Origin of the sequence: Frigoribacterium sp. UYMn621 (assembly GCF_040549525.1) — a bacterium.
GTDB lineage: Bacteria > Actinomycetota > Actinomycetes > Actinomycetales > Microbacteriaceae > Lacisediminihabitans.
On the sequence record NZ_JBEPTM010000001.1, the window covers coordinates 106,124 to 131,641 of the forward strand.

The window sequence follows — 25,518 nt, forward strand, 5'->3', positions numbered from 1 at the left end:
TCGCCAACGCTCCCGCGGGCCTGTGGGTGTCTTGGGAGCGGGGAGCTTCAGCCGAGCAACAACGTGCCCAGTTCCTGTGCCGTCGCGGCGACACCGATCGTGCCGATCTGCTCGGCCACGGCGCCATACCCCCATTCGACGAAGACCGTGGGGACTCCGTGCTCGGCCGCCCCGTGCACATCGTGCTCGCGGTCGCCCACCATCACGGGGCGCGAGATGTCCGCACCGAGTGCCGCGAGCCGCCGCAGGGCTTCGGCGACGACATCCGCCTTCCTGCTGCGCACCTCGTCTTCGGAGGCGCCGGTGATCACGGTGAAATAGCGGGCGAGCCCGTAGAAGTCGAGTGCCGTAGTGGCCGGCAGCTCGGGTTTGGAGGTCGCGAGGGACATCGGGATGCCGCTCTGGTGGATGCGTTTCAGCAGTGTCGGCACGCCCGGATACACCGAACTGTTGAAGACCCCGGTCTGCAGGTAGTGCGGTCGGTACACGTCGAGGGCGTGATGGGCTTCGGCCACCGTCATTGCGGCCAGATCACGGAACGAGTCGAGGATGGGCGGCCCGACATAGGCGAGGAGTTCCGCCGGGCTCGGCACGGGTCGGCCGAGTCGCTCGAAGGTCCAGGCGAGGCTCGCGGTGATGCCGGGAGCCGAATCGATGATGGTGCCGTCGAGGTCGAAGAGGAAGCAACTCCAAGGTGTGGTCACCGTCGTAAGCCTAGGAGTTGACCGAGGTGCGCCGGCACCGTTGTCAGAACAACCGGTGGTCGCTGTCGTCGAGGCCGCGCATCGCGTCGTAGTCGAGCAGGAGACAGCGGATGCCGCGGTCCTCGGCCAGCATGCGTGCCTGTGGCTTGATCTCCTGGGCGGCGAAGATGCCGCTCACCGGGGCGAGGTGCGGGTCGCGGTTCATGAGCTCGAGGTAGCGCGTGAGCTGCTCGACGCCATCGATGTCCCCGCGGCGCTTGATCTCGATCGCGACCGAGCGTCCCGCATCGTCCTGTGCGAGGATGTCGACCGGGCCGATCGCCGTCATGTACTCGCGGCGCACCAGGCGCCAGCCATCACCGGCGAGCTCGATCTGCTCGGCCAGGAGCTTCTGCAGGTGGGCCTCGACGCCGTCCTTCTGCAGGCCGGGGTCGATGCCGAGCTCATGGGCGCTGTCATGAAGGATCTCGTGGATCGAGATCACGAGAAGGTCGGCGGTCTTCGCCTGGGTGACCTTCCAGATCTCGACTACGCCGGCATCCGCCTGGTCGGGATCCGGTTCGATGGCGGTCACCGAGCACGGCGGGCTCATCCAATTGAGCGGTTTGTAGCTCAGCGAGTCCGAGTGCACGAGCACGCTGCCGTCTGCCTTGAGCAGGATGAGCCGCGTGGCAAGAGGCAGGTGCGCACTGAGACGCCCCGCGTAGTCGACGGAACACCGGGCAATGACGAGACGCACCCGACGATCTTAGTTGGACTGGCCTAGCCGGAGGTCGTGCCGGCGATGCGGTGCAACACCACGCGGAGCTCCGCGGCCGAGAGGGCCATCCACGGCCCGCCGGGGTTGATCACGAGGCCGCCATAGGGGGCCTGGATGGCGTCGTGGATGATCTCCGCCGCCGGTCGGGTGGCGAAGGAGTCCGCGACGTTGCGGGCGCTCACCTCCGGGCCGGAGGTGAAGGCGAGCAGCACCGGGTTGCCGTCGGGGTCCACGGAGTCGCGAATGCGCACGGGCGTGCCATCCGACACTCCGGAAGCGGGGACGGAGTCCGTGTCGACCGCGAGCAGGAGCGGGCCATTCTCGGCGAGGGCGTCGAGAACCGCGGCCTTGCTTGCTGCGGGGTCCGCTATCTCGAGAGCCTGCTTCACGGCGTCGTTGCGATCCCCGCGCAGGGCGAACGCCGCATCGCGGTTCGAAATCGCGCAGGTCGGACCCGCGGGATCGATGTAGAGCCAGCCGTAGCGCTCGGTCGAGGCCAGTTGCAATGCCCCGGCGGACGGCTGCACGAGAGCCTGCACCTCGGACAGGTCATCGGAATGCATCCGGTTGATCTGCTGCTGGGAGGTGAAGGCGAAGAGGGCCGGGCGGCCGTCGGGACCGGTGCCGCCGGCGAATTGCAGGGTGGCACCGGCCGGAAAACTGTAGCTGCCGTCCGCCTCGACAGTGGGACGGTCGGACCCGGTCGAATCGAGGAGCAGGCGGCCCTGGAGGCATGCACGCACCACATCCAGGTAGGTGGACTGCTCTGGGGTCGTTGCGAACGCCTCGACGGCCGCCCTAAGGGAGGCGTTGTCGACGGGTGCCGAATCGGAGATCGAGGGCGTCATGCTTCGACCCTAGTTCGACTGCGCCTTCGCGGGCAAAGGCTCCCGAGCGGCTCCCGACGCGAAGCCGGCGATGGCCACGAGTACCAGCACCACGAGAAGAGCGTGCAGCAGTCCGACATGCTGCCCGAGGAATCCGATGACCGGGGGGCCGACGAGGAACGCGAAGTATCCGATGGTCGCGACGGCACTCACCCGCGCGGCAGCGGTCTTCGGATCGTCGGCGGCGGCAGACATCCCCACCGGGAAGCCGAGGGATGCCCCGAGGCCCCAGAACACGACTCCGATGATGGAGATCCAGACCACGGGAACGAAGATCACCATGACCAGTCCGATGGCGGCCAGGACCGCCGATCCGCGCAGCACGGGCACGCGACCGAAGCGGTCGAGCAGGCTGACCCCGGCGAGGCGGCCGACCGTCATGGATGCCACGAAGATGCCGAGCACGAGCGCGCCGGTGGCCTTCGTCGTGTCATGTCCCTCGACCATTGCGAGGGCGAGCCAATCGTTTGCGGAACCTTCGGTGAAGGCCATGCCGAGCACGATCAGTCCGATGACCAGGGTGCGCGGATCCCGCCAGATGCTCAGTCGACCGCGCCAGGTCTTCGAGTGGTCGTCGTGGGCGACTGCCTCCTCGGCGATGATGTGCTCCGACTGCAGGAAACGCACCGAGACGAGGGCGCCCCCGGCGAAGATCACCGCGATGACCAGGAGGTGCACTGCAATGGGGAGATGGATGGCCTCGGCCCCGGCACCGAGGGCCGCGCCGATCACCGTGCCGAAGCTGAAGAAGGCGTGGAACACCGGCATGACGGAGCGCCCGAGCACCCGCTCGTTCACCGCTCCCTGCAGGTTCATCGCGACGTCGCAGATGGAGAACATCGAGCCGAAGATGATCAGACCGATCATGACGACCGCATAGCTCGGTCCGATGGTCACGCCGAAACCCGCGACGGCGAACCCGACGGCGCCGACGGTGAGCACCACCGCGATGGTGCGCCGGGCACCGATGCGCGCAATGACGTGGCTCGATGCCAGCAGCCCGACGATCGAGCCGGCCGCGATGCCGAAGATCAGGATTCCCATCGACGAGGTGGAGACCTGCAGGGCCTCCTTGACCGCGGGGATCCGCGACGCCCAACTCGCCATGGAGAGACCGCACAGGCCGAAGATGGCGAACAGCGCGTTGCGCCAGGCAAGCACCTGCGGGCGTGAGAGTCCCGCGGCGGTGGTCGAGAGAGGCGTGGCCATGGAGCCCTAAGGGAGAGAGGGTATCGAATCGATTCGATCGAACCGATTCGATTACGCTAACAAACCATGGATGACACGGCAACACCCGCACGGGCGCGGCCCACTCTCGCTTCGGTCGCCGCTCTCGCGGGAGTGTCGCCGTCCACGGCCTCCCTCGCCTTCAGCGGCTCAGGGCCCGTGTCTGCCGCCACTCGCGAGCGCGTGCTCGCCGCGGCCGCCGAGCTCGACTACGCCGGCCCCGATCCTCGGGCTCAATCGCTGCGTCGCGGGCGCTCCGGCATCATCGGGGTCGTCATCGAAGATCGCCTGCGCGATGCCTTCCGCGATCCCATGAACGTCGCGATGCTCGATGGCCTGGCGGATGAGACCGGGTCCCTCGGGGCCGGGCTGCTGCTGATCACCGAGAACGGCGAGGGTGCCGCGAGCATCCGGAATGCTCCGGTGGACGCGGTCGTGCTGATCGGCTGCAGCACCAGTCTTGCCGCCCAGGTGGCGATCTTCCGGCAGCGGGGGATCGCGCTGGTGGCGATCGAGGCAGAGCCGATGGACGACGTGCTCGCGATCGACCTCGACAATCGGCAGGGGTCCCGGACCCTCGCGCGCCACCTCTCCGATCTCGGTCACCACCGAGTGGCGCTGGTGACGCTGCCGCTCGATGCCGGCCGGTCACGGGGGCCGCTCACCGAGACGGCGATCGGCGCGAGTACCGGATACACCGCGCTCGAACGCATTCGCGGCGTGCGGGAGGTGTTTCCGGGGGCTCCGGGAATGATGGCCGCCGCCAGCAGCATCGACGAGGGTCTCGCGGCCGGGCTCGCGGTGCTCTCCGAGCCGGGTAGCCGACCGACCGCGGTGATAGCGCAGAGCGACCTGCTCGCGGTGGGCGTGATCCGTGCCGCCGAGCAGCTCGGGCTGCGCGTGCCGCAGGACCTCAGTATCGTCGGCTTCGACGGGGTCAAGCTCGATGGCATCGCGCCCTACGACCTGACGACGATGGTGCAGCCCGCGGTGGAGAAGGGACGCGCGGCGGGCCGCGGAGTGATCGCGCTGTTGAACGGGGAGCATCCGCTGCCGGTGTCTTTCGTCTCCCGCTTTCACCCGGGCACGACGACGGCTCCCCCTCCCGCCGAATGATCTGATTTCACAAGATTCACAAAAGCGTGAATCGCGACTAGGGTCAGCGCATGCCCTCCATCATCGAAGCCGCGAGTCTCAGCAAGAATTTCGGGCGGGTGCAGGCCCTCGACGGTCTCGAGCTCGAGGTGACCGAGGGGGAGGTGCACGGCTTCCTCGGTCCGAACGGCGCGGGGAAGTCCACGACCCTTCGCGTGCTGCTCGGACTGATCCGCGCCAGCGGCGGTGTGACCTCCGTCTTCGGCCTCGACCCCTGGCGCGACTCGGTCGCGGTGCATCGGCGCCTCGCCTATGTTCCCGGCGATGTCGACCTCTGGCCCGGACTCACCGGTGGAGAGGCGATCGATCTGCTCACGTCGCTTCGCGGAGGTGCGGATGAGGCACTGCGTGCCGAACTCGTCGACGAGTTCGAGTTCGACCCGCGAATCACGGCGCGCAACTACTCCAAGGGCAACCGACAGAAGGTCGCGCTGATCGCGGCTTTCGCGCGGCCGGCCGAGCTCTATCTCTTCGACGAACCGACCAGCGGCCTCGACCCCGTGATGGAAGCGGTGTTCCGTCGTCGGGTCGAGCGGGTCGTCGCGGGCGGCGCCACCGTGCTGCTCTCGAGTCACATCCTCAGCGAGGTCGAGCAGCTCTGCGACCGGGTCACGATCATCCGGGCAGGACGCACTGTCGAGACGGGCAGTCTCAGCGACCTGCGTCACCTCACCCGCACGACTTTCAGCGCGGTGACGGCGGCTGATGTCGGGGCTGTCGCAGCGCTGCCCGGAGTCCACGACGCGCGCCGCGAAGGCGAGAAGCTGGTCTTCGAGGTGGACACGGATGCCCTCCCGCCGGTGCTCGCGGCACTCGCAGGCTCCGGAGTGAGTGGCCTGACGGTCGCGCCTCCCTCGCTCGAAGACCTGTTCCTGCGCCACTATGGCGACGATCTCGCCCGCGGATCCGGGCGCCCCGCCTGATGCTTCGCCTCCTTCGCTTCCAGGCCCGCCGTGATCGCCGGCAGCTGTCGATCTGGATCATCAGCACCGGGCTGTTCGCGGCTTTCAGCGCGACGGCGGTGCTGTCCGAATTCGGTGGGATCACCGAGCGCACCGCCCTCATGACCCTTGCCGCGTCGAACCCGGCCCTTCTCGCGATCCGCGGTGTTCCGGATGGCGTAGCCGCCGGGGCGGTCATCACCTTCCAGGTCTTCACCTACCTCGCGATCATGGCGGCGTTGATGAGCACCTTCCTCACCGTGCGGCACAGCCGCGGCGATGAGGAGGCCGGCCGCGCGGAACTCCTCGGGGCGACACCGGTGAGTCGGTCATCCGCTCTCATCGCCACGCTCACGCTCGGTGCCCTGGCAAATGTCGGCATCGCCGTCGCCGTGGGACTCGGATTCGTGGCATCCGGTCTGCCGCTCGCCGGAAGCGTGCTGGTGGGGCTGGCCACCGGCGCCGTCGGTCTCGCGTTCTGCGGTATCGCCGCCGTCGCCGCCCAGCTCGCCCGTTCGTCGCGTGCCGCCAACGCGATCGCGGGCATCTCGATCGCCGTTGCGTTTCTGCTGCGGGCCTTCGGCGACGCTCTCGGCACGAGCACCGGGAGCCCGTTGCGGGTCGCCAGTGCGTGGCCGTCGTGGTTGTCGCCGATCGGCTGGGCGCAGCAGGTGCGGCCCTTTGGAGAGGCCTCGTCGTGGCCGCTGCTGTTGGACGTCTCTGTGGCCGCCCTTTTTGCGGCCCTCGCTCTCGTGCTCGTGCGCCGCCGGGATCTCGGCTCGGGGGTCATCGGTGAACGCCCGGGACGCGCCCGCGCCGCCCGCTCACTGAGGGGGTCATTCGGACTCGCCTGGAGGTTGCAGCGCAGCGCGGTGATCGGCTGGTCCTCCGGTGCCCTGCTCCTCGGGGTGTTCGCGGGAGGCCTGGCGGATCCGGCGGTGGCCGCGGTGGAGTCGAATGCGTCGATCCGGGCTGCGGTGCAGGGGCTGGTGCCCGCCGGAACGTCGGGGCTGCTCGACACCTTCGTGGCCGCGATCATGACCTTCCTTGGAGTGCTGGCCGCCGGAGCGGCGATCCAGGCCGTGCTGCGCGCGCGGTCGGAGGAGACGGACGGCCACACCGAACTCGTGGCATCGGGTGCGGTGCACCGCGGGCGGCTCATCCTCGACCCGGTCGGTGTCGCACTGCTGTCCATCGTGGGGGTGCTGGTGGTCGGCGGGGTCTCGGCCGGCATCGCCTTCGCGGCCTCGGGCCATCCGGACCGCATCGGCAGTTCCCTTGCGGCGGCGCTCGTACAGCTGCCGGCGGCGGCGATGTTCGCCGGGGCCAGCGCCCTCGTGCTGGTGCTCGCGCCGCGGGTCGCCGTCGCGGTCGGCTGGGGCTTGCTCGCCATCGGGTTCGTGCTCGCGGAGTTCGGCGGACTCTTCGGCCTCCCCGAGTGGGTGCGGGGAATCAGCCCATTCGCGCACACCCCCGTGCTGCCCGGGTCGGGGGCACACTGGTGGCCGGCAGTTGTGATGCTCGCAGTCGCTGCCGCGGTCACCCTTGCCGCTGTCGTCCTCACCCGCAGGAGAGACTTGACCCTATGAGCACCGGCCCCGGAATCGACGATTTCGCCGAACAGACGGCCGCGACCCTCGCCGCGGCCGGCTTTCCGCGCATGGCGGCCCGGGTGATGATGATGCTCATGACCGAGGAGTCGGGCAGCGCCACCGCCGAGGAGCTCGTCGAGCGCCTCGGCGCGAGTGCCGCGGCGATCTCCGGGGCCGTGCGTTACCTGCAGAGCCTCTCGATCGTCCGTCGCCACACGGTGCCCGGTACGCGACGCCATCGCTACGAACTGCCCGAGCATGTCTGGTACGCCACGTCGAGCTCCCAGACACCGCTGTACACGCACCTGATCGCGCTCGCCGAGAAGGGCGCCACGGCCCTTCCGCCGGAGTCGAAGGCCCGGGATCGCGCCGTCGAGATGGCCGACTACTTCCGGTTCATGCGGGAGCGACTCCCCCGACTCCTCGAGGAATGGCAGGCGACGCGCCAATGAAACTCACGATCCTCGGCACGTCGGCGCCGTATCCCCGGCCCGACAACCCCTGCTCGGGTTATCTCGTGCAGCAGGGGCGCACCTCGGTCTGGGTGGATGCCGGCACCGGCAGTCTCGCTGAGCTCCAACGGCACATCCCCCTGTGCGATCTCGACGCCATCTGGATCTCGCACGCGCACGCCGATCACACGGCCGACCTGCTGACCGCGTATTACGCGCTGCGGTTCGCCGATCTGCGCCTCCCGCATCCACTCCCCCTGATCGGTCCCCCCGGCCTCATCGACCGGATGGTCGGCTTTCTCGGCCATCGATCGGCCGCGGTGATCCCCGAGGTCTTCGACAGCACAGAGATGCGCGGATGGCACGAGCTCGTCGTTGGCGAGCTCGCGCTCGGCTGGGGCCCGCTCGATCACGGGATGCCTGCCTTCGGGCTGCGGGTGGAGGCTGCCGGATCGGTGCTCGCCTACTCCGGTGACTCCGCGTATTGCGAGGGCCTCGTGGAGCTTGCCGAGGGCGCGGACCTGTTCCTGTGTGAGGCCGGGGCTTCCGTGCATCCGCCCGACGGAGCGGTCCACTGCACTCCGGAGGACGCGGCGCGGCTCGCCACGGCTGCGGGAGCCAAGCGGCTGCTCCTGACTCACGTCGACGCTCCGAATGCCCGGGAGCGGGCGCTCGCCGGGTTCCCTTCGGTCGAGCTCGCACGTCCGGGAATGACGATCGAGGTCTGATCTCTCGGTCTCCCCGCCGCCCCCGCGAGCGCACGGCGAACCCGCTCCCACGCTCGGCACTACGACTTTTCCCCGCCTTCACCGAGCGGCCATTTGCACGGCTTAAGCTGGTGCCCATGACCGTCGCCTCTCCGCTCCCCTCCGGTATCCAACTCGACGAACTCGACCCGGCGGTGCGTCCGCAGGATGACCTGTTCCGGCACGTCAACGGCAAGTGGATCGACCGCACCGAGATCCCCTCCGACAAGGCGCGCTACGGCTCATTCCACGTTCTCGCGGAGGAGGCCGAGAAGGCCGTGCGCGAGATCATCGAAGAGGCGCAAGGCTCCGCCGTCGGCACAGAGGAGCGCAAGTTCGGCGACCTCTACGCGAGCTACATGGATGAAGCACGCATCAACGAAATCGGGGCCGAGCCTCTCACCGCCGACCTCGCCTCCGTCGACGCGATCAGCGACATCCCGAGCTTTCTCGAGACCCTCGGACGCCTCGAACGCCAGGGAGTCAGCGGCTTCTTCCAGCTCTACATCGACAACGACCCGGGCAATCCGGAACGCTACATCGCGCTCTTCGAACAGGGCGGGCTCGGCCTCCCCGACGAGAGCTACTACCGCGAAGAGAAGTTCGCCGACATCCGAACCGCCTATGTCGGTTACCTGGAGAAGATGCTGTCCCTTGCCGGGCTGCAGGACGCGCGCGAACGCGCCGGGCGCGTGCTCGAGCTCGAGACCGCCATCGCCGGGTTCCACTGGGACAACGTGAAGTCCCGCGACTCCGAGAAGACCTACAACCTCAGCACCTGGGCGGCGCTCGTGACCACGGCCTCCGAGGCGACCGACGGCCCGGATCTCAACCGCTGGCTCGACGCACTGGATGCCCCGGCCGGGGTCTTCGACGAGTTGGTGCTTCGACAGCCGTCGTTCCTCGAGGGAGTCGCGTCGTTGCTTGATGCCGGCCACCTCGGGCCCTGGACCGACTGGCTGCGCTGGCAGGTCATCCGCTCCTCCGCGGCTTACCTGTCGGACGAATTCGTCGAGGCCAACTTCGACTTCTACGGGCGCACTCTCACCGGCACTCCCGAGCTCCGAGACCGCTGGAAGCGGGGAGTCTCACTCGTGGAGGGTGCGATGGGCGAGGCGGTCGGCCGCATCTACGTCGAGCGGCACTTCCCCCAGGGCGCTAAAGCCGCGATGGACGTGCTCGTCGGCAACCTGGTTGAGGCCTACCGCCAGAGCATCACTGGACTGGCCTGGATGACGGCCCCCACCCGCGTGCGCGCCATCGAGAAGCTCGACAAGTTCACGCCGAAGATCGGCTATCCCGTGAAGTGGCGCGACTACTCGTCGCTCGAGATCAGCGCCACCGATCTCATCGCGAACGTGCGGGCGACCAGTGAGTTCGAGTTCCAGCGAGAGCTCGGAAAGATCGGAACACCGCTCGATCGCGACGAGTGGTTCATGACCCCGCAGACCATCAACGCCTATTACAACCCCGGGTTCAACGAGATCGTGTTTCCCGCGGCCATCCTGCAGTACCCGTTCTTCGACGAGGCCCGCGATGCAGCGGCCAACTATGGCGCGATCGGAGCGGTGATCGGCCACGAGATCGGTCACGGATTCGACGACCAGGGCTCGAAGTACGACGGCGACGGCCGACTCACCGACTGGTGGACCGCAGCCGACCGGGAGGCCTTCGAGGCGCTCACGGGATCGCTGATCGAGCAGTACAACGAACTCGCCCCCCGCCAGGTGCCCGACCATCACGTGAATGGCGCTCTCACCATCGGCGAGAACATCGGCGACCTCGGCGGCCTGTCTATCGCGTGGAAGGCCTACCTGATCTCCCTCGCGGGCGAGCAGCCCCCGGTGATCGACGGGCTGACCGGCGCCGAGCGGTTCTTCCTCTCCTGGGCGCAGGCGTGGCAGCAGAAGGGGCGGGATGAGGAGGTCATCCGACTGATCTCGATCGACCCGCATTCTCCCAACGAGTTCCGCTGCAACCAGATCGTGCGCAACATCGACGGCTACTACGACACCTTCAGCGTCACCGCGACGGATGAACTCTGGCTCGACCCGGACGAGCGCGTGACCATTTGGTAGTTGGCACCCGGGATCACGAGCGCCGGGAGCGACTGCGCGCACCGCGCGCCGGTCGCCACCGCGGAGTCGGCGGAGCCGAGAGCTTCTCCGGCGGCTTCACCGCGCTCGCCCAGCTGGCCTACGCCGGGGCTACGGTGTCCGCCAGCGTCATCGACCTGCGCAGCGGTCTCACGCTGGTGTCGATCGACGATCGGGTCGCGATGCCCACCGCGAGCGTCGGCAAGATCCTGTTGCTCATCGAGGTCGCGGCACGCATCACCGCCCGCGATGCGGCCGGCTTCGGCATCCTCGACAAGACGCCGGGGGATGCGGTCGGCGATTCCGGCATCTGGCAGCGTCTGCAGGCGCCAGCGCTGCCGGTGACCGACCTCGCGCTGCTCGTCGGCGCCACCAGTGACAACCTCGCGACGAATGTGCTGCTGCGGCAGGTGGGTCTGGACTCCGTGCGGGCCCGCGGAGAGCAACTCGGGCTCTCACGCACGGCGCTCCTCGATCTGGTGCGGGACCACCGCGGTCCGGATGATGCGCCGCAGTTGTCCATCGGATCCGCCGCCGAACTCTCGTGGTTGTTCTCCGCCCTCGCCCGCGGTGAGGTCGTGGACGCGGTCACGAGCAAGCGCGTACTCGGCTGGCTGTCTCACAACGCGGACCTCTCGATGGTCGCGAGCGCGTTCGGGCTCGATCCGCTCTCCCATCGCACGCCCGACTCGGGACTGCAACTGATCAATAAGACCGGCACCGACGGGGGAGTGCGGTCGGAGGCCGGTCTGCTGAGTGGATCCCGCACCGGTGTCGCGTACGCCGTCACGGTGCAATTCAGCGGTGCCGATCTCGCCGCGCGGCTCCGCGTGCTTGAGGCGATGCGCACTTTCGGATTCGATCTGCTGGAGTACGTGTTCTAATACCCCCCGTTCGAGTGGTACTCATACGGGGCACAGTTCGTGTAACGTTCCCTGAAGCATGGTTGTCTGAACCCGAAATCCACGTCGTGCTTAAGTATCAGCAGTCCCCCACCCGAAAATCATCGGTTACCCAGCCGAACTGACGCCCCCGACGTCTGCATGACAGCCTCCGATCGCCCCCGAAGCGTACAGAGGCAACACTGTAATGCTCCCTGCCGAAGGCCGACGTAAATCTCCCCTACCCAGGAGCACGTCATGAAGAGAACCCTTTCCGCAATCACGACGATCGTGATCGCGGTCGGCCTTGCCGTCACCGGAGTGTCCACCGCGAACGCAGACGATGCCGTCCCTCCGGTCACCTCCGACGTGGCGCCGACACCAGGTCCGGCGGCGACGGATGTCCCGGCCCCCACGCCGTCGACGCCCACCCCTACGCCGTCGACGCCCACCCCCACGCCGACGACCCCCACCCCCACGGTGGCCCCGGCACCCAAGACAGCGCTCGTAGCCTCAGCGCCGGCCAAGTCGACAACCCCCAATCCCTCGGCGAGCCCCATCCCGTCGAACGACACCTGCCTTCCGTCCTCCGCGATTCGATACAGCTATGACCCCACCAAGAACAGCGGAATCGTCACCGTCACAGCTCAGCCGTACTCGACTGAGCAACTTTGCGCTCCCCTCTTCATCACCGCGGCGAGCTGGAAATACACCCAGGCGGCGGTGTGGCCTCAGGTGCTGGACTCCTCCAAGACGAGTTACATCACTGTCGACAAGGTAGGCACGTACATGTTCGAGGCTGCGGTCACCTGCGGCCAGGGTGACATTTACGCTCGAACGGGCTCATACATCATTCCGACGTCCACTCTCCCGGGACCCCAGCCGTGGGAAAAGTTCCTCAGTGGGCTGGGACTCCAGACCACCTATCCGGGGAACACGTACATGCAGACGCCGGTCGGCTGCGCCGAGATTCCCACCCTTCCCCTTACGGACCCGAAGCCGGTCACCTTCGTCGACACGTGCGGCACCGAGGCCGACAAGGTGGTGATCCCCGCTCTCACCAGTGACGATCACTTCATCTACTCGACCTCCGACGTCACGTCGAAGGGTGGCGTGCGCACCGTCACCGTCACCGCCACGCCAGACAAGGGTTACGGCTTCAGCTCGGAAGCCGAGACCTCCTGGTCCCACACCTTCAAGACCGATGCGCAGAACAACTGCGTGACGGTCCCCGGTGACCCGGAGGCCGTCGGCCAGACCTGTGCCGTCTCAGCCGATGGAGTGGTCAGCGGATACCTCACGGTCGCTCCGGTCACGGGCGTGGTCTACACGATTCACCCGGTGACGCCGGCCGGGGCGGACATCACGGTGACCGCGCCGAAGACGAACGTGGCTCCGGGTGACTACGTGATCACCGCGGCCGCCGAACCGGGCTACATCCTCTCCGGGGTCACCGAGTGGAAGCGTACGGTCGCGGACAACGCGGTGGACTGCTCCCTGCCGACCGACGCGTTCCTGCCCTCATCCGTGAGCTGGGTAGGCGAGACCTGCTCCGCGGGCGGAACGGTCAGCGGCTACATCGCCATCGACCCGACCGACTTCCTCAGTTACTTCGTCGGCACCACCCAGCTGGTCTCCGCTCGCACGGCCTTCGCCCCGGGAACCTACATCGTGACGGTGGTCGCTCCTGCCGGGGACACGATCGACGGCCCCTCCAGCTACACGGCGACCATCACGAAGTCGGCTACCAGCTGTGGAAACCTCGACCCGCAGAGCCTCACCACGCTGGCCTTCACCGGCTTCGACTCGGGAGCCGGCTACCTCGCGGTGGCCTCCGCATTCCTGATGCTCGGTACGGCACTCGTGTTCAGCGCACGTCGCAAGGCCAAGGCCTAAGCGACCAAGACCACACGCCTCGTACTGACCTCTGGTCGGTGCGAGGCGTGTTCTTTGTTTGGGGAGAACCAGAGTGACAGGGCCGACTGCCCCGGAGGCGATGAAGCCAGCACGGTGCGAACCGCCGAAGGCTCAGGCCTGAAGGGCGCCGCGGGTCTCTTCTGCCAGGGTCGAAGCCGGCGCGGCAGCCGGGGCGGCGGCCGAGGCGGTGATGCCGAAGAGTGCGGTGACTGCGTCGCTGAACGACCGAGCCTCTCCGGCTCGTGCGAGCTCCCTGGCGCGGACCGAGGGCGTGTGCAGAAGCACCCCGGTGAGGTGACGCAGTGCCGCCTCGACCCGTCCATCCTCGTCGCCGCGAGCCCGTGCCCGCGCGATCTCGGTCTCCAGCAGGCCGAAGACGTGAGAGCGGAGCGCTACCACGGAGGGGGTGAGCTGTTGCTCGGTGATCGTCGCAGCGAACTCGGAGGCCGCGCTCGAGACGAGGGCGCGGGCATCCGTCGTCGCCGTGAGCTCCTCGAGGGGCGCATGGAGGCTGATGGTCTCGAGGTCGAGCAGCTCGGTGCCCGCCACGGTCGCGACATCGGGGTGCACGTTGCGTGGCAGTCCGAGGTCGATCACGATGCGACGTGCGTTTCCCGCCGAGGGAGACAGGTGGGCGGCGGAGACGACCGGTGCTTCGGTGGTGGTGCAGGTGATCACGACCTCTGCGGCGGCGAGGGCGGCGACGAGGTCGATGCTCGCCGTGAGCCCGAGCCGCAGCGCGAAGCGGGCCGCGCGGCCGGACGGGGAGTACACCGTCACATCCTCCGCACCACGGTCGCGGAGCGCGGCGACGGTGGTGGCGGCGTACTGGCCGGTACCGACGATCAGCACCCGGGTGGCCGACCAGTCCGCGATGCGACTTGAGGCGAGTTCGAGCCCGAGGCGCACGAGCGATCGGCCCGCACCGCCGATGGCGGTCTGGTTCTTCACCTCGCGCGAGGTGTTGGCCGCCTTCTGGAAGAGGCGTTCCAGTGCGGATGAGGTGGTGCCCGCCGCACGTGCCTGCTCGAGTGCTCGGCGCACCTGGCCGGAGATCTCGTCTTCGCCGACGATCACCGACTCGAGACCGGAGCTGACCGAGAAGAGATGCTCCGCGACGTCGTCGCCGCTCAACACCGTGACCGTCTCGCGCAGTGCCGCGGGGTCTATGCCGCTCGCGGCGCTGATCACCTGTACCGAGTTCTCCACCGCGACCGCAGTTGCAGCGGTAAGCGGCTCATCGATTTCGAGGTAGGCCTCGAAGCGATTGCAGGTGGCGAGCACGACCGCTCCGGAGACGAAATCGCCGTCATTGACCAGGATGCCCGCCGCCTGTGGTGCACCGACCGAGAGCTTTTCGAGAATCTCGAAGCTCGCGTTGCGATGGTTGGCGGTCAGACAGAGAAGCACCTCCACAGCCTACGTCCGGTCGGGATGGTCCGGCGGCGTCAGGCACTCCCAGCCCCCTCGCCCATACTTAATCACGTGAAGCTCCCAGCCATGCATCCCCTGATCGACGGCCGCACGGCTGATTCTCCGCTCATCCGGGCCTACCGCGGGGATCGTCCATCGACCACCCCGGTCTGGTTCATGCGCCAGGCGGGACGCTCGCTGCCCGAGTACCGAGCACTTCGCGTCGGCACCAAGATGCTCGACGCCTGTCTCGATCCAGAGCTGTCGAGCGAGATCACCCTTCAGCCGGTGCGGCGCCACGGAGTGGATGCCGGCATCTTCTTCAGTGACATCGTCGTGCCGCTCAGGCTCGCCGGTGTCGATGTGGACATCGTGCCGGGTCGCGGTCCGGTGCTCGGGGCCCCGCTCCGCACCGCGGCGGATGTCGCGACCCTCCGCCCCCTCGAACCGGACGCCCTCGCCCCCATCACCGAAGGGGTTGCGCGCACGGTCGCGGAGCTCGGTAACACCCCGCTGATCGGATTCGCCGGCGCACCATTCACCCTCGCCGCGTACCTGGTCGAGGGAGGTCCTTCGAAGGACCACCTGCGTGCCCGCACCCTCATGCACGCAGACCCCGCGACCTGGGATGCCCTGCTGAGCTGGGCGGCGGATGTCACCGGGGCCTTCCTCCGCGCGCAGGTGCTCGCCGGCGCCAGCGCGGTGCAGCTGTTCGACTCCTGGGTCGGGTCTCTCTCCGTCGCCGACTATGAGGGCCGCGTCGCCCCGTTCTCGCGGCAGGCGATCGCGCATGTGTCGGATCTCGGCGTGCCCGTCGTGCACTTCGGGGTGGGCACTGGCGAGTTGCTTCGGTCGATGCACGCCATCGGCGTGGACGTGATGGGCGTCGACGATCGGCTGCCGCTCGATACGGCATCCGCCCGACTCGGCTCCGCGGTGCCGCTGCAGGGAAACATCAATCCCGCTCTTCTCGCAGCGCCGTGGCCGGTGCTCGAAGCCCACGTGCTCGACGTGATCCAGCGGGGGAGGGCCGCCAGCGCCCACGTGCTGAACCTCGGGCATGGCGTACCGCCGGAGACAGACCCCGACGTGCTCACGCGCATCGTGAGGCTCGCCCACTCGCCCGCCATCGCCCATGCCTAGCGCGATCATCGTGGGCGGGGGAATCGCCGGCTTGGTGATGGCCCGCGAGCTCGTGCTCGGTGGTCTCGAGGTGACGCTGCTTGAGGCATCAGACCACCTTGGCGGCAAGGTCGCCCGGCACACCGTGGCCGGAATCGAGCTGGATGCCGGTGCGGAGAGCTTCGCGACCCGCCGCGACATCGTCGCCGGGCTGGCACGTCAGCTCGGCCTCGAGGCGGCCATCACCCCGCCGAATCCGCAGGGTGCGTGGCTGCAGACCGTACAGGGGAAGGCCTTCCCCCTGCCCAAGACCGGCATCCTCGGCATCCCGGGGACCGCGCTAGCGGCCGACGTGATCGCCGTCGTCGGCTTCTGGGGGGCCTTCCGTGCGCAGCTCGACGAGCTGCTGTTCGGCTTCGCCGGGTCTAAGGAGCGAAACCTCGGCAGGCTGGTGCGCCGACGGATGGGGCGTCGCGTGCTCGAACGGTTGGTCGCACCGGTGACTCTCGGCATCCATTCCCGGCATCCGGACGACCTGGACGTCGACGTCGTGGCGCCGGGATTGCGCAAGGCGATGCTCGCCACCGGCTCGCTCTCGCACGCGGTGCGCTCGCTGCGGAGTTCCGCACCGGCCGGCACCGCGGTATCGGGATTGGTGGGCGGCATGTTCGGCCTGGTCGAGGTGTTGACCCGGGATCTCGAACGATTCGGCGTCTCGATTCGACTCGACTGCCCGGTTGCCGCGGTCGACGCATCGACGGTGACCCTGGCCGATGGCGACATCCTCGAGGCCGACATCGTGGTGCTCGCGACCCCCCTCGCGTCGCTGGATGCGCCGGCGATCGTGCTCGCTACCCTCGTCGTGGATGTGCCGGAGCTGGATGCCGCCCCCCGGGGGACAGGCATGCTGGTGGCTCGTGACCCCGCAGACTCGCGGCTGCGGGCCAAAGCGATTACCCATGCGACAGCCAAGTGGGACTGGCTCGCCGCTCGCGTGCCGCCCCACCGCCATGTGCTGCGGCTCTCCTATGACGGCGTCGCGGCGGGGCGGGCCAGCGATGCGCAGCTTCGCGACTGCGCTCTCCGCGATGCGGGCGCGCTGCTCGGGGTGGACATCGACGCGGCATCCGTCGTCGCATTCGCCCGGGTCGACTGGAGCGCTCCGGCGCGCAGTGCCGAGGCCGTCGACGGGGTGACGGTAGTGGGTGAGGGGGCAGCCGGCACCGGCCTCGCCGCCGTCGTCGCTCATGCTCGACAAGAGTCTGGACGTTTGCTGGAAGAGGTAGAGGCCTAGCCTCCGGGGGCTACTGTGGAACTGACCCTCAGACATATGCCCATTCGGGCACGCACAGGACGGAGCAAATCATGCGAGGCAAAATTCTGCTCGTCGTCGGACTGGCCGCCGGCTATGTGCTCGGCGCCAAAGCCGGACGCGGTCGCTACGAAGACATCAAACAGGCCACGAGCAAGCTGTGGGGAGACCCGCGGGTGCAGCGCCAGGTGAAGAACGTCGAAGGACGCGCGAAAGAATTCGCCAAGGACAAGGCCCCGGAGGTCGTCGACTTCCTCAGCGACGGGGCCAAGAAGGTCGTGTCGCAGGTCGGCAAGTCCGGATCGTCGAAGTCCCCGGCGTCACGCTCGGCGGCGGCGGCCAAACCGGCATCCGCGAGCGGAAAGTAGTTCGACAGTGAACGACGACACCACGTCGCGAAAGTCGCTCTTCGCCCTGATCGCTGACCTGCCGAGGCTCGTCATCGGACAGGTGAAGAACGAGATCGAGCAGTTCAAGAGCGAGTTGATCGCCAAGCTGAAGCACGCGGGCATCGGCGTCGGCCTCTTCGCCGGTGCTGGATTCGTCGCATTCTTCCTCTTCGCCGTGCTCATCGCCGCGGCCATCCTGGCCTTCGCCACGATCGTTCCTGCGTGGCTCGCTGCGCTCATCGTCGCCGCCATCCTGCTGGTGATCGTGGTCATTCTCGTGCTCGTCGGACTGCGCCAGGTGAAGCAAGGGGTGCCACCCGCACCCACCGAGACGATCAAGAGCGTCAAGAAAGACGTCAACACCCTCAAGGGCCTGGGAAAGCGGGAGAACCGATGAGCGACACCACACCCACCGAATCGCTTGAAACCCGTATCAGGACCAACCGGTCAGAGCTCGAGGAGACCCTCGACGCGATCGAGGACAAACTCAATGTGCCGAAGCAGGTCGGCAAACTGACAGCTAAAGCGCAGTCCTCGTACGAGGAGAACCCCGTACCGTGGATTATCGGAGCGACCGCAGCAGTGGTCGTCATCGGCGGCATCGTGGCCTGGGCGATCTTCGGCAACGACTAGATACTTCTGACGGCGTCGATTCGCTACGACCCGTAGCGAACATTCTCTCGCGCAGGCGCACGGCCGCTTTTTGTTCTCGCAGCGATGCGGGGGAGGATAGACGGCATGAGCACCACCCCGATCCCGAACGGGCATCCCGTCGGAGAGCCTGCGACCACAGAAGACCACACGACGACGGGCTACACCCTCTGGGCGGTCTTCCGCCGGGATGGCACGGTGCCGGCTGGCGACGATGACGCGTCGCTGTCGAGCGCGGTCGCCGCGGTGGAAGCAGCAGGAGTCACCGTGCGCGGGTTCTACGATGTCTCGAGCCTTCGCGCCGACGCCGACCTGATGATCTGGCTGCACGGTGGCACTCCCGAGAGCCTGCAGTGGGCGTTGCGCGAGCTTCGTCGCAGCGCTCTTCTGCGCACCCTGCTGCCCACCTGGAATGCGATGGGCGTGCACGTCGACGCGGAGTTCTCTGCCAGCCACCGGCCCGCGTTCATGCGGGACAAGGAGCCGGAGGCCTGGCTCACGGTCTATCCCTTCGTGCGCTCGTACGAGTGGTACATCCTGCCGGAGGAGGAACGCCGCGGCATGCTGGCGGACCACGGCCGCAAGGGCGGCGCCTATCCACAGGTGCTCGCCAACACCGTGGCATCCTTCGCCCTCGGCGACTACGAGTGGATCCTGGCGCTCGAAGCGCCGCAACTCGTCGACCTCGTCGACCTGATGCGTCACCTCCGCCAGACCGAGGCGCGCCGACACGTGCGCGAAGAGGTGCCGTTCTACACGGGACGTCGCATCGCCGTCTCCGAGATCGCGGAGGTGCTGCGATGACCATCACCAATGGTGAGCTGGCCGGCGAGCTCGTTCGAGGAGCCACGGATGCGGCCAAGCACGGCCCGGAGCACGTGACCGAACCGACCGCCTACGACGCCATCCTGCTCGCGAGCTTCGGGGGTCCAGAGGGCCAGGACGACGTGATCCCCTTCCTGCGCAACGTGACCCGCGGCCGGGGCATCCCCGACGAACGTCTCGAAGAAGTGGCGCACCACTATCGTGCCTTCGACGGCATCAGCCCGATCAACCAACAGAACCGCGAACTCAAGGCCGCGCTCGAGGCAGAGCTCGAGCGTCGCGGCATCGACCTGCCGGTGCTGTGGGGCAACCGCAACTGGGCTCCGTTCATCCGCGATGCGGTCGCCGAGGCGAACGATCGCGGATTCACGAAACTCATCGCCATCGGCACGAGCGCCTACAGCTCGTATTCCAGTTGCCGCCAGTACCGCGAGGACTACGCGGCGGCACTCACCGACACCGGTCTCGACGGCGTGATCCAGATCGACAAGGTGCGCCAGTTCTTCGACCACCCGGGGTTCGTCACCCCCTTCATCGAGGGGCTGCGCACCGGCCTCGCCGAAGTCGCTGCTGCGGGCATCCCGCTCAGCGACACCCATGTGCTGTTCTCCACCCATTCGATTCCGTCGACGGATGCCGCCAAGAGCGGCCCCTCGTTCCGCGGGTTCGGCGAGGGCGGCGCCTATGAGGCGCAGCACAGGGCCGTGGCGGAGGTCGTGATCGCGGCCCAGGATGAGAACGGTCGCGATGCCGCCGTTCCCGATGCGGCCGCTGAGCGGGCTGCTCGGCCGTCGGTGGCCTGGAGCCTCGTGTTCCAGTCCCGCAGTGGACCTCCCACCCAGCCCTGGCTCGAGCCCGACATCAATGACGCTATCCGTGATCTCGCGGCGGTCGGCATCCGCGCGGTGGTGATCGTTCCCCTCGGGTTCGTGAGCGACCACATGGAAGTGAAGTGGGATCTCGACACCGAGGCGATGGAGACCTCGAATGAGCTCGGCGTGCTCGCCATCCGCGTGCCGACCCCGGGTATCCATGCGGCCTACGTCTCCGGGCTCATCGACCTCGTGCTCGAGCGCCGCGACGGCGTCCCCGTGGCGCAGCGGCCCTCCCTCACCGGACTCGGCCCCTGGTACGACGTGTGCCGATCGGGCTGCTGTGAGAACGTGCGCCTCGGATTCAAACCCGCGCTCGCGGGGCAGACTCCGTGAGTGGATCCGGAAGCACCCTGCGCATCGGCACCCGCGGAAGCGCTCTCGCCCTGGCTCAGACCGGAGTGGTCGGAGCCGCCGTGGCCAAGGCATCCGGTCTCGAGGTGGAGATCGTGCCGATCGCCACCGAAGGAGACCATTCCACCGCGTCGCTTGCCAGCCTCGGCGGCACCGGCGTCTTTGCGAGCGCGTTGCGCGAGGCGCTCATCGCCGAGACCTGCGACCTCGTCGTTCACTCCCTCAAGGACCTGCCGACCGAGGCCTATCCCGGACTGCGCATCGGCGCCATCCCGAAGCGGGCGGATGCTCGGGATGCCCTCTGCGCGCGTGACGACCTCACTCTCGAGGCGCTGGCGCCCGGGTCACGAGTCGGCACGGGCTCGCCGCGTCGGGCAGCCCAGCTGCGCGGCTGGCGCCCCGATGTCGAGGTCGTCGACATCCGGGGCAACGTCGATACGCGCCTGCGCACAGTGGCAGAGGGCGAGCTCGATGCGGTCGTGCTCGCGGCCGCCGGCCTCGGGCGCATCGGTCGGCTGGATGCCGTCTCCGAGTACTTCGAGCTCGGCAAGTGGGCGACAGCGCCCGGCCAGGGCGCCCTCGCGATCGAGGTGCGAGACAGCTATTCGAGCAGCTTTGCCGCGATGCTGAAGGCCATCGATCATCCGACCACCCGCCTCGCGGTGCTCGCTGAGCGCGCGGTGCTCGCCCGTCTGGAGGCCGGCTGCGCCGCCCCGATCGGGGCCGCGGCCGTCGTCGACGGCGAAATGCTCTTCCTCACCGCCACGGTGTACGCACCCGATGGCACGAGTTCGGTCACCAGCTCGCACGCCCTGGTGCTCGAGGGCAGCCCTGCCGAGCGTTCCCTCCTCCCGGCGGAGCTCGGGGACCGGGTCGCCGGCGAGCTCCTCGCTCTCGGCGCCGCCGACATTGCTCCGATCGGATCCCTCACGTGAACCCCTACCGCAGCCTCAAACCCCTCTCCGGCTGGCGCGTGCTCGTGCCGCGCGGCGGCAACTGGGGTGACGGTGTCGCCGCCAACCTGCGCACCTACGGTGCGGTGCCGGTGATCGCGCCCATGATCAACTTCGCCAGCGCCGAGAATGCGATGGAGCTCTCCGACGCACTCAAGCGCCTCGAGCAGGGCCGGTTCGACTGGCTGGTGATCACGAGCGCCACGACAGTGGATGTGTTGATCAGCCAGCAGGTGACGATCCCGCCGACCACGCGCATCGCCGCGGTCGGCGAGACGACGGGCGCCGCGCTCACCCTCGCCGGCTACCAGGTGGACTTCGTGCCCGAGAGTGACAACTCGGCCAGGGGGCTCGTGAAGGAGTGGCCAGCATCCGACATCGTCGGGCGGGTGCTCATCCCCCAGTCGGACATCGCCGAGCCGACCCTGGTCGCCGGCCTCGCCACTCTCGGTCTCGAGGTCGAGTACGTCTCGGCCTACCGCACCGTCGGAGTCCCGGTGTCGGAGCATGTGGCGGCGGATGTCGCCTCCGGTCGCATCCGCGCCGTGCTCATCACCTCCGGCAGCGTCGCCCGGCAGGTGCAGTCCCAGCTCGCGCCACTGCCCGAAGACACGGTGGTGGCGGCCATCGGCCCGCGCACGGCATTCGACGCCCGCGCCGCGGGGCTCACCGTGCACGTGATCGCGGAGTTCCGCTCCGCCAGCTCCCTCGTGGAGGGTCTCGCGGAATACGTGATCACCCACGGTTCCGACCACGGCGACGACCAGGGAGCCGTGTCATGACCGGGCCGAGCATCCGTCCCCGCCGCTTGCGGGCCACACCGGCGATGCGCCGGCTGGTGGCGGAGACCCGGGTACACCCGGCAGAGCTCGTGCTGCCCATGTTCGTGCGCGAGGGCATCCGAGAGCCGGTGCCGATCTCCTCGATGCCCGGTGTCGTCAACCATTCTCTCGATTCGCTGCGACGTGCGGCGGTCGAGGCCGCCGAGGCGGGTGTCGGGGGGGTCATGCTGTTCGGCATCCCGGAGCACAAGGATGCCATCGGCTCCGGCGCGACGGCGGATGACGGAATTCTCAACCTCGCCACCCGTGCGGTCGTCGCCGAGGTCGGCGACGCGGTCGTGGTGCAGACGGACCTCTGCCTCGACGAGTTCACCGACCACGGCCACTGCGGGGTGCTCGCGGCGGACGGCAGCGTCGACAACGATGCCTCCCTGTTGCGGTACCGGGACATGGGGGTCGCGCAGGCTGCTGCCGGATCGCAGCTCCTGGGGCTCAGCGGCATGATGGACGGCCAGGTCGCCGCGGTTCGCGACGCCCTCGACAGCAACAGCTTCGCCGGCACCGCCATCCTCGGCTACGCCGCCAAATACGCCTCGGCCTTCTACGGGCCGTTCCGGGAGGCCGTCGATTCCTCGCTCGTCGGCGACCGCCGCACGTACCAGCTCGATGCCGGCAACCGCCGCGAGGGCCTCCGAGAGGTGCTGCTCGATGTCGAAGAGGGCGCCGATATCGTGATGGTGAAGCCCGCCATGAGCTTCCTCGACGTGCTGGCCGACGCCGCTGCCGTGAGCCCGGTGCCCGTGTGGGCGTATCAGGTCTCCGGCGAGTACGCGATGATCGAGGCCGCGGCCGCCAATGGCTGGATCGATCGTCGCCGCGCGGTCGAGGAGTCGGTCGTGAGCATCAAACGCGCCGGAGCCGACGCGATCCTCAGTTACTGGGCCGTCGAACTGGCGGGGTGGCTGCGCTGATGGGACTGTGCTTCTGATGGGACTGTGCTTCTGATGGGACTGTGCTTCTGATGGGCGCGAACGAGACCTACTTCACCCGAGCGAAGCTCTCGATTCCCGGCGGCGTGAATTCGCCGGTGCGGGCCTATGGTTCGGTCGGCGGAACCCCCCGGTTCATGGTGTCGGCCAGGGGCGCTTACATCACGGATGCCGACGGGCGCGAATATGTGGACCTCGTCAGCTCCTGGGGGCCGGCGATTCTCGGCCACGCGCATCCGTCCGTCGTCAAGGCGGTGCAGGATGCCGCGGCTCGGGGGCTGTCGTTCGGCGCGTCCACTCCCGGCGAGACCGAGCTGGCCGAACTCGTGCGCGAGCGTGTGCGCGTTGAGGAGACCAACAGTTCCGGAGCGCTGACCGGGTCGGTTCAGAAGGCGATCGAGAAGATCCGCCTCGTGTCGACCGGCACAGAGGCGACCATGACGGCCATCCGGCTCGCTCGGGGGTTCACCGGGCGTGAGCTGCTCGTCAAGTTCGCCGGCCATTATCACGGGCACTCCGACGCCCTTCTCGCGGAAGCCGGATCCGGTCTCGCGACTCTCACGATGCCCGGCTCGGCCGGTGTCACCGCCGCGACCGCCGCACAGACGATCGTGCTGCCCTACAACGACCTCGACGCCGTGCGCGCGCTCTTCGCGGTGCAGGGCACCAAGATCGCTGCGGTGATCGTGGAGGCGGCATCCGCCAACATGGGGGTCGTGCCGCCGGATCGCGGATTCAACCGCGAGCTCGCGGCCATCGCTCGAGAGAACGGCGCGCTGGTGATCTTCGACGAGGTGCTCACCGGCTTCCGGGTGGGCCCGGCCGGCTGGTGGGGCCTCGAGGCCGCCCGGGTCGTGCCCGACGGCGCGGGCTGGATCCCCGATCTCTTCACCTTCGGCAAGGTCATCGGGGGAGGGATGCCTCTCGCCGCGCTCGGGGGCAGGGCCGACGTGATGGACTTCCTCGCACCACTCGGCCCCGTGTACCAGGCCGGTACTCTCAGCGGCAATCCGGTGGCCGTAGCGGCAGGTATCGCCACGCTTCGAGCCGCGGATGCGTCGGTCTATGCCCGACTGGATGCCGTCGCCGACCAGCTCGCCTCCGCCGTGTCGACCGCTCTCGGCGCCGAGGGCGTCGAGCACTCCGTGCAGCGCGCCGGCAACCTGTTCTCATTCGCGTTCGCTTCCGCTAAGCCACGCAACTACGACGAGGTTCGCGCGCAGCAGTCCTTCCGCTATCCGCCGTTCTTCCACTCGATGCTCGATGCAGGCGTGTCCCTTCCGCCCTCGGTCTTCGAGGCCTGGTTCGTCACGGCCGCGCACGACGAGGCGGCGGTGTCACGCATCCTCGAGGCGCTGCCGGCGGCGGCGAAAGCGGCGGCTGCGGCAGTGCCCGCGTAGTCTCCTTCGGTGGTCGCGGGCCGTCCGCGGGGGTGCTTTCGGTGGGCGCGGGCCGTCTGTGGGGGTGCTTTCGGTGGGCGCGGGCCGTCTGTGGGGGTGCTTTGGTGGTCGCGGGCCGTCCGCGGGGGTGATTCGGTGGGTGCTTCGGTGGTCGTGGGCCGTATGGGGGTGCTTCGGGGGTCGGGTGGGCCGTCTGTGGGGTTGCTTCGGTGGGCGCGGGCCGTCTGTGGGGCTGGTCGATACCGGTGAGGCTGCCGCGCGACATCGAGTCGGGACTAGATGCGACTTCGCCCGGCTTTTACCCGCATCTACTCCCGACTCGATCGACGAGCGCCTTCTGAGGGATTTCGAGTCGGGACAAGATGCGACTTGTTGGCACCTTCACCCGCCATTACTCCCGAGTCGATGGTACGTCGCGGGTAGAGGCGCGACGGCCGGTCTCGACACGGCCGCGGGCGGCCCACTCGACAGGCGGGCGTCCGCCCTCCTACTAGACCAGCGGGCGACCACCCGGCCGCGGGCGGCCCACTCGACCAGCGGGAGAGCTGCGGGCGACCACCCGGCCGCGGGCGGCCTACTCGACAGGCGGGCGTCCGCCCTCCTACTAGACCAGCGGGCAACCACACGGCCGCGGGCGGCCTACTCGACCAGCGGGCGACCACCCGGCCAGGTCAGCCCAGAAGGCCAGACACCAGCAGGAAGAGCAGTCCGATAAACGGCGGCACGCCCTGGATGAGGGCGGACCGGCGGGTCGTCTTGGACGACAGCAGCAGCACCAGGGCGGCGAGCACCATGCTGCCGGCGCCGACGACGATCAGCGTGATCGCCACCGGCAGCGATACGGCGAGCACGGCCACTCCGAGCCCGACCTCCACCGCGAGGAAGAGGTTGTAGAACCCCTGATTGAAGGCCATCGGCTTGATGGTGTCGGCATCCGCCTGGCTGCGGATGCCGAAGATCCTCCAGGTGGCGGGCTTCGTCCAGTTCACGCTCTCCAGGGTGAAGATGTACACGTGCAGGAGGGCGGCGATCGACACGAAGATCGCGCCGATGATGAGGAGCGCAGGGTTCATGGGAGCCAGTGTGCCAGATGAGCGA

25 protein-coding genes are annotated in these 25,518 nt (G+C 68.3%); 19 read left to right on the forward strand and 6 right to left on the reverse strand.

Annotated features, from left to right (window positions below; translation table 11 throughout):
* Positions 1-47: 47 nt before the first annotated feature.
* From ABIB54_RS00570 to ABIB54_RS00585, 4 genes are read right to left on the reverse strand one after another with little or no spacing between them, the layout of a single operon-like run.
* A complete protein-coding gene (locus tag ABIB54_RS00570) occupies positions 48-704 on the reverse strand; it encodes an HAD hydrolase-like protein (RefSeq protein WP_354573584.1) in 657 nt (218 codons plus the stop codon).
* A 43-nt stretch (positions 705-747) separates the two neighbouring features.
* Positions 748-1,443: an endonuclease NucS gene (gene nucS, locus ABIB54_RS00575; RefSeq protein ID WP_354573585.1), complete on the reverse strand. Its 696-nt coding sequence runs from the start codon at positions 1,441-1,443 to the stop codon at positions 748-750.
* Positions 1,444-1,466: 23 nt separating this feature from the next.
* Positions 1,467-2,312 carry an SseB family protein gene (locus tag ABIB54_RS00580; RefSeq protein ID WP_354573586.1) on the reverse strand — a complete coding sequence of 282 codons (846 nt, stop codon included), beginning with the start codon at positions 2,310-2,312 and terminating at the stop codon, positions 1,467-1,469.
* A gap of 9 nt (positions 2,313-2,321) precedes the next feature.
* Complete coding sequence (locus ABIB54_RS00585; RefSeq protein WP_354573587.1) at positions 2,322-3,560, reverse strand: MFS transporter; 1,239 nt, start codon at positions 3,558-3,560, stop codon at positions 2,322-2,324.
* A gap of 66 nt (positions 3,561-3,626) precedes the next feature.
* On the opposite strand from ABIB54_RS00585, the gene ABIB54_RS00590 reads away from it, so the two are divergent.
* From ABIB54_RS00590 to ABIB54_RS00625, 8 genes are all read left to right on the forward strand, one after another.
* Positions 3,627-4,694, forward strand: coding sequence for a LacI family DNA-binding transcriptional regulator (locus ABIB54_RS00590; protein ID WP_354573588.1), 1,068 nt, complete (start codon positions 3,627-3,629; stop codon positions 4,692-4,694).
* 50 nt (positions 4,695-4,744) lie between these two features.
* A complete protein-coding gene (locus ABIB54_RS00595; protein ID WP_354573589.1) occupies positions 4,745-5,656 on the forward strand; it encodes an ABC transporter ATP-binding protein in 912 nt (303 codons plus the stop codon).
* Positions 5,656-7,263 carry an ABC transporter permease gene (locus ABIB54_RS00600; protein WP_354573590.1) on the forward strand — a complete coding sequence of 536 codons (1,608 nt, stop codon included), beginning with the start codon at positions 5,656-5,658 and terminating at the stop codon, positions 7,261-7,263. Before ABIB54_RS00595 ends, ABIB54_RS00600 begins: the two co-directional genes overlap by 1 nt.
* A complete protein-coding gene (locus ABIB54_RS00605) occupies positions 7,260-7,718 on the forward strand; it encodes a GbsR/MarR family transcriptional regulator (protein WP_354573591.1) in 459 nt (152 codons plus the stop codon). Before ABIB54_RS00600 ends, ABIB54_RS00605 begins: the two co-directional genes overlap by 4 nt.
* The gene (locus ABIB54_RS00610; RefSeq protein WP_354573592.1) at positions 7,715-8,446 is read left to right on the forward strand and encodes an MBL fold metallo-hydrolase; all 732 of its coding nucleotides are present in this window, start codon (positions 7,715-7,717) and stop codon (positions 8,444-8,446) included. Before ABIB54_RS00605 ends, ABIB54_RS00610 begins: the two co-directional genes overlap by 4 nt.
* A gap of 116 nt (positions 8,447-8,562) precedes the next feature.
* Complete coding sequence (locus ABIB54_RS00615; RefSeq protein ID WP_354573593.1) at positions 8,563-10,542, forward strand: M13 family metallopeptidase; 1,980 nt, start codon at positions 8,563-8,565, stop codon at positions 10,540-10,542.
* The gene (locus tag ABIB54_RS00620) at positions 10,536-11,444 is read left to right on the forward strand and encodes a serine hydrolase (RefSeq protein ID WP_354573594.1); all 909 of its coding nucleotides are present in this window, start codon (positions 10,536-10,538) and stop codon (positions 11,442-11,444) included. The genes ABIB54_RS00615 and ABIB54_RS00620 overlap by 7 nt, the downstream gene beginning before the upstream one ends.
* 255 nt (positions 11,445-11,699) lie before the next feature.
* Positions 11,700-13,337: a hypothetical protein gene (locus ABIB54_RS00625; RefSeq protein WP_354573595.1), complete on the forward strand. Its 1,638-nt coding sequence runs from the start codon at positions 11,700-11,702 to the stop codon at positions 13,335-13,337.
* 132 nt (positions 13,338-13,469) lie between these two features.
* Here ABIB54_RS00625 and ABIB54_RS00630 read toward each other — a convergent pair whose 3' ends face one another.
* On the reverse strand, positions 13,470-14,768 hold the full coding sequence (locus ABIB54_RS00630; protein ID WP_354573596.1) for a glutamyl-tRNA reductase: 1,299 nt from the start codon (positions 14,766-14,768) through the stop codon (positions 13,470-13,472).
* Between the two features lie 90 nt (positions 14,769-14,858).
* On the opposite strand from ABIB54_RS00630, the gene hemE reads away from it, so the two are divergent.
* The 11 genes from hemE (at position 14,859) to hemL (ending at position 24,420) form a co-directional block, all read left to right on the forward strand.
* Positions 14,859-15,914, forward strand: coding sequence for a uroporphyrinogen decarboxylase (hemE, locus tag ABIB54_RS00635; RefSeq protein WP_502917055.1), 1,056 nt, complete (start codon positions 14,859-14,861; stop codon positions 15,912-15,914).
* Positions 15,907-17,187, forward strand: coding sequence for a protoporphyrinogen/coproporphyrinogen oxidase (locus tag ABIB54_RS00640; RefSeq protein ID WP_354573598.1), 1,281 nt, complete (start codon positions 15,907-15,909; stop codon positions 17,185-17,187). The genes hemE and ABIB54_RS00640 overlap by 8 nt, the downstream gene beginning before the upstream one ends.
* A 71-nt stretch (positions 17,188-17,258) precedes the next feature.
* On the forward strand, positions 17,259-17,573 hold the full coding sequence (locus ABIB54_RS00645; RefSeq protein ID WP_354573599.1) for a YtxH domain-containing protein: 315 nt from the start codon (positions 17,259-17,261) through the stop codon (positions 17,571-17,573).
* A 7-nt stretch (positions 17,574-17,580) separates the two neighbouring features.
* A complete protein-coding gene (locus tag ABIB54_RS00650) occupies positions 17,581-17,991 on the forward strand; it encodes a phage holin family protein (protein WP_354573600.1) in 411 nt (136 codons plus the stop codon).
* Positions 17,988-18,227 carry a DUF3618 domain-containing protein gene (locus tag ABIB54_RS00655; protein WP_354573601.1) on the forward strand — a complete coding sequence of 80 codons (240 nt, stop codon included), beginning with the start codon at positions 17,988-17,990 and terminating at the stop codon, positions 18,225-18,227. Before ABIB54_RS00650 ends, ABIB54_RS00655 begins: the two co-directional genes overlap by 4 nt.
* 105 nt (positions 18,228-18,332) lie before the next feature.
* Positions 18,333-19,049 carry a hydrogen peroxide-dependent heme synthase gene (hemQ, locus tag ABIB54_RS00660; protein WP_354573602.1) on the forward strand — a complete coding sequence of 239 codons (717 nt, stop codon included), beginning with the start codon at positions 18,333-18,335 and terminating at the stop codon, positions 19,047-19,049.
* Positions 19,046-20,278, forward strand: coding sequence for a ferrochelatase (locus tag ABIB54_RS00665; RefSeq protein WP_354573603.1), 1,233 nt, complete (start codon positions 19,046-19,048; stop codon positions 20,276-20,278). The genes hemQ and ABIB54_RS00665 overlap by 4 nt, the downstream gene beginning before the upstream one ends.
* A complete protein-coding gene (hemC, locus tag ABIB54_RS00670) occupies positions 20,275-21,231 on the forward strand; it encodes a hydroxymethylbilane synthase (protein ID WP_354573604.1) in 957 nt (318 codons plus the stop codon). Before ABIB54_RS00665 ends, hemC begins: the two co-directional genes overlap by 4 nt.
* Positions 21,228-22,031 (forward strand): uroporphyrinogen-III synthase, encoded by an 804-nt coding sequence (locus ABIB54_RS00675; protein WP_354573605.1) that lies wholly within the window; start codon positions 21,228-21,230, stop codon positions 22,029-22,031. Before hemC ends, ABIB54_RS00675 begins: the two co-directional genes overlap by 4 nt.
* Positions 22,028-23,002: a porphobilinogen synthase gene (gene hemB, locus ABIB54_RS00680; RefSeq protein ID WP_354573606.1), complete on the forward strand. Its 975-nt coding sequence runs from the start codon at positions 22,028-22,030 to the stop codon at positions 23,000-23,002. The genes ABIB54_RS00675 and hemB overlap by 4 nt, the downstream gene beginning before the upstream one ends.
* Before the next feature lie 50 nt (positions 23,003-23,052).
* Positions 23,053-24,420: a glutamate-1-semialdehyde 2,1-aminomutase gene (gene hemL / locus ABIB54_RS00685; RefSeq protein ID WP_354573607.1), complete on the forward strand. Its 1,368-nt coding sequence runs from the start codon at positions 23,053-23,055 to the stop codon at positions 24,418-24,420.
* Between the two features lie 671 nt (positions 24,421-25,091).
* Here the strand turns inward: hemL and ABIB54_RS00690 are convergent.
* A complete protein-coding gene (locus ABIB54_RS00690; protein ID WP_354573608.1) occupies positions 25,092-25,493 on the reverse strand; it encodes a DUF1304 domain-containing protein in 402 nt (133 codons plus the stop codon).
* Between the last annotated feature and the right edge of the window lie 25 nt (positions 25,494-25,518).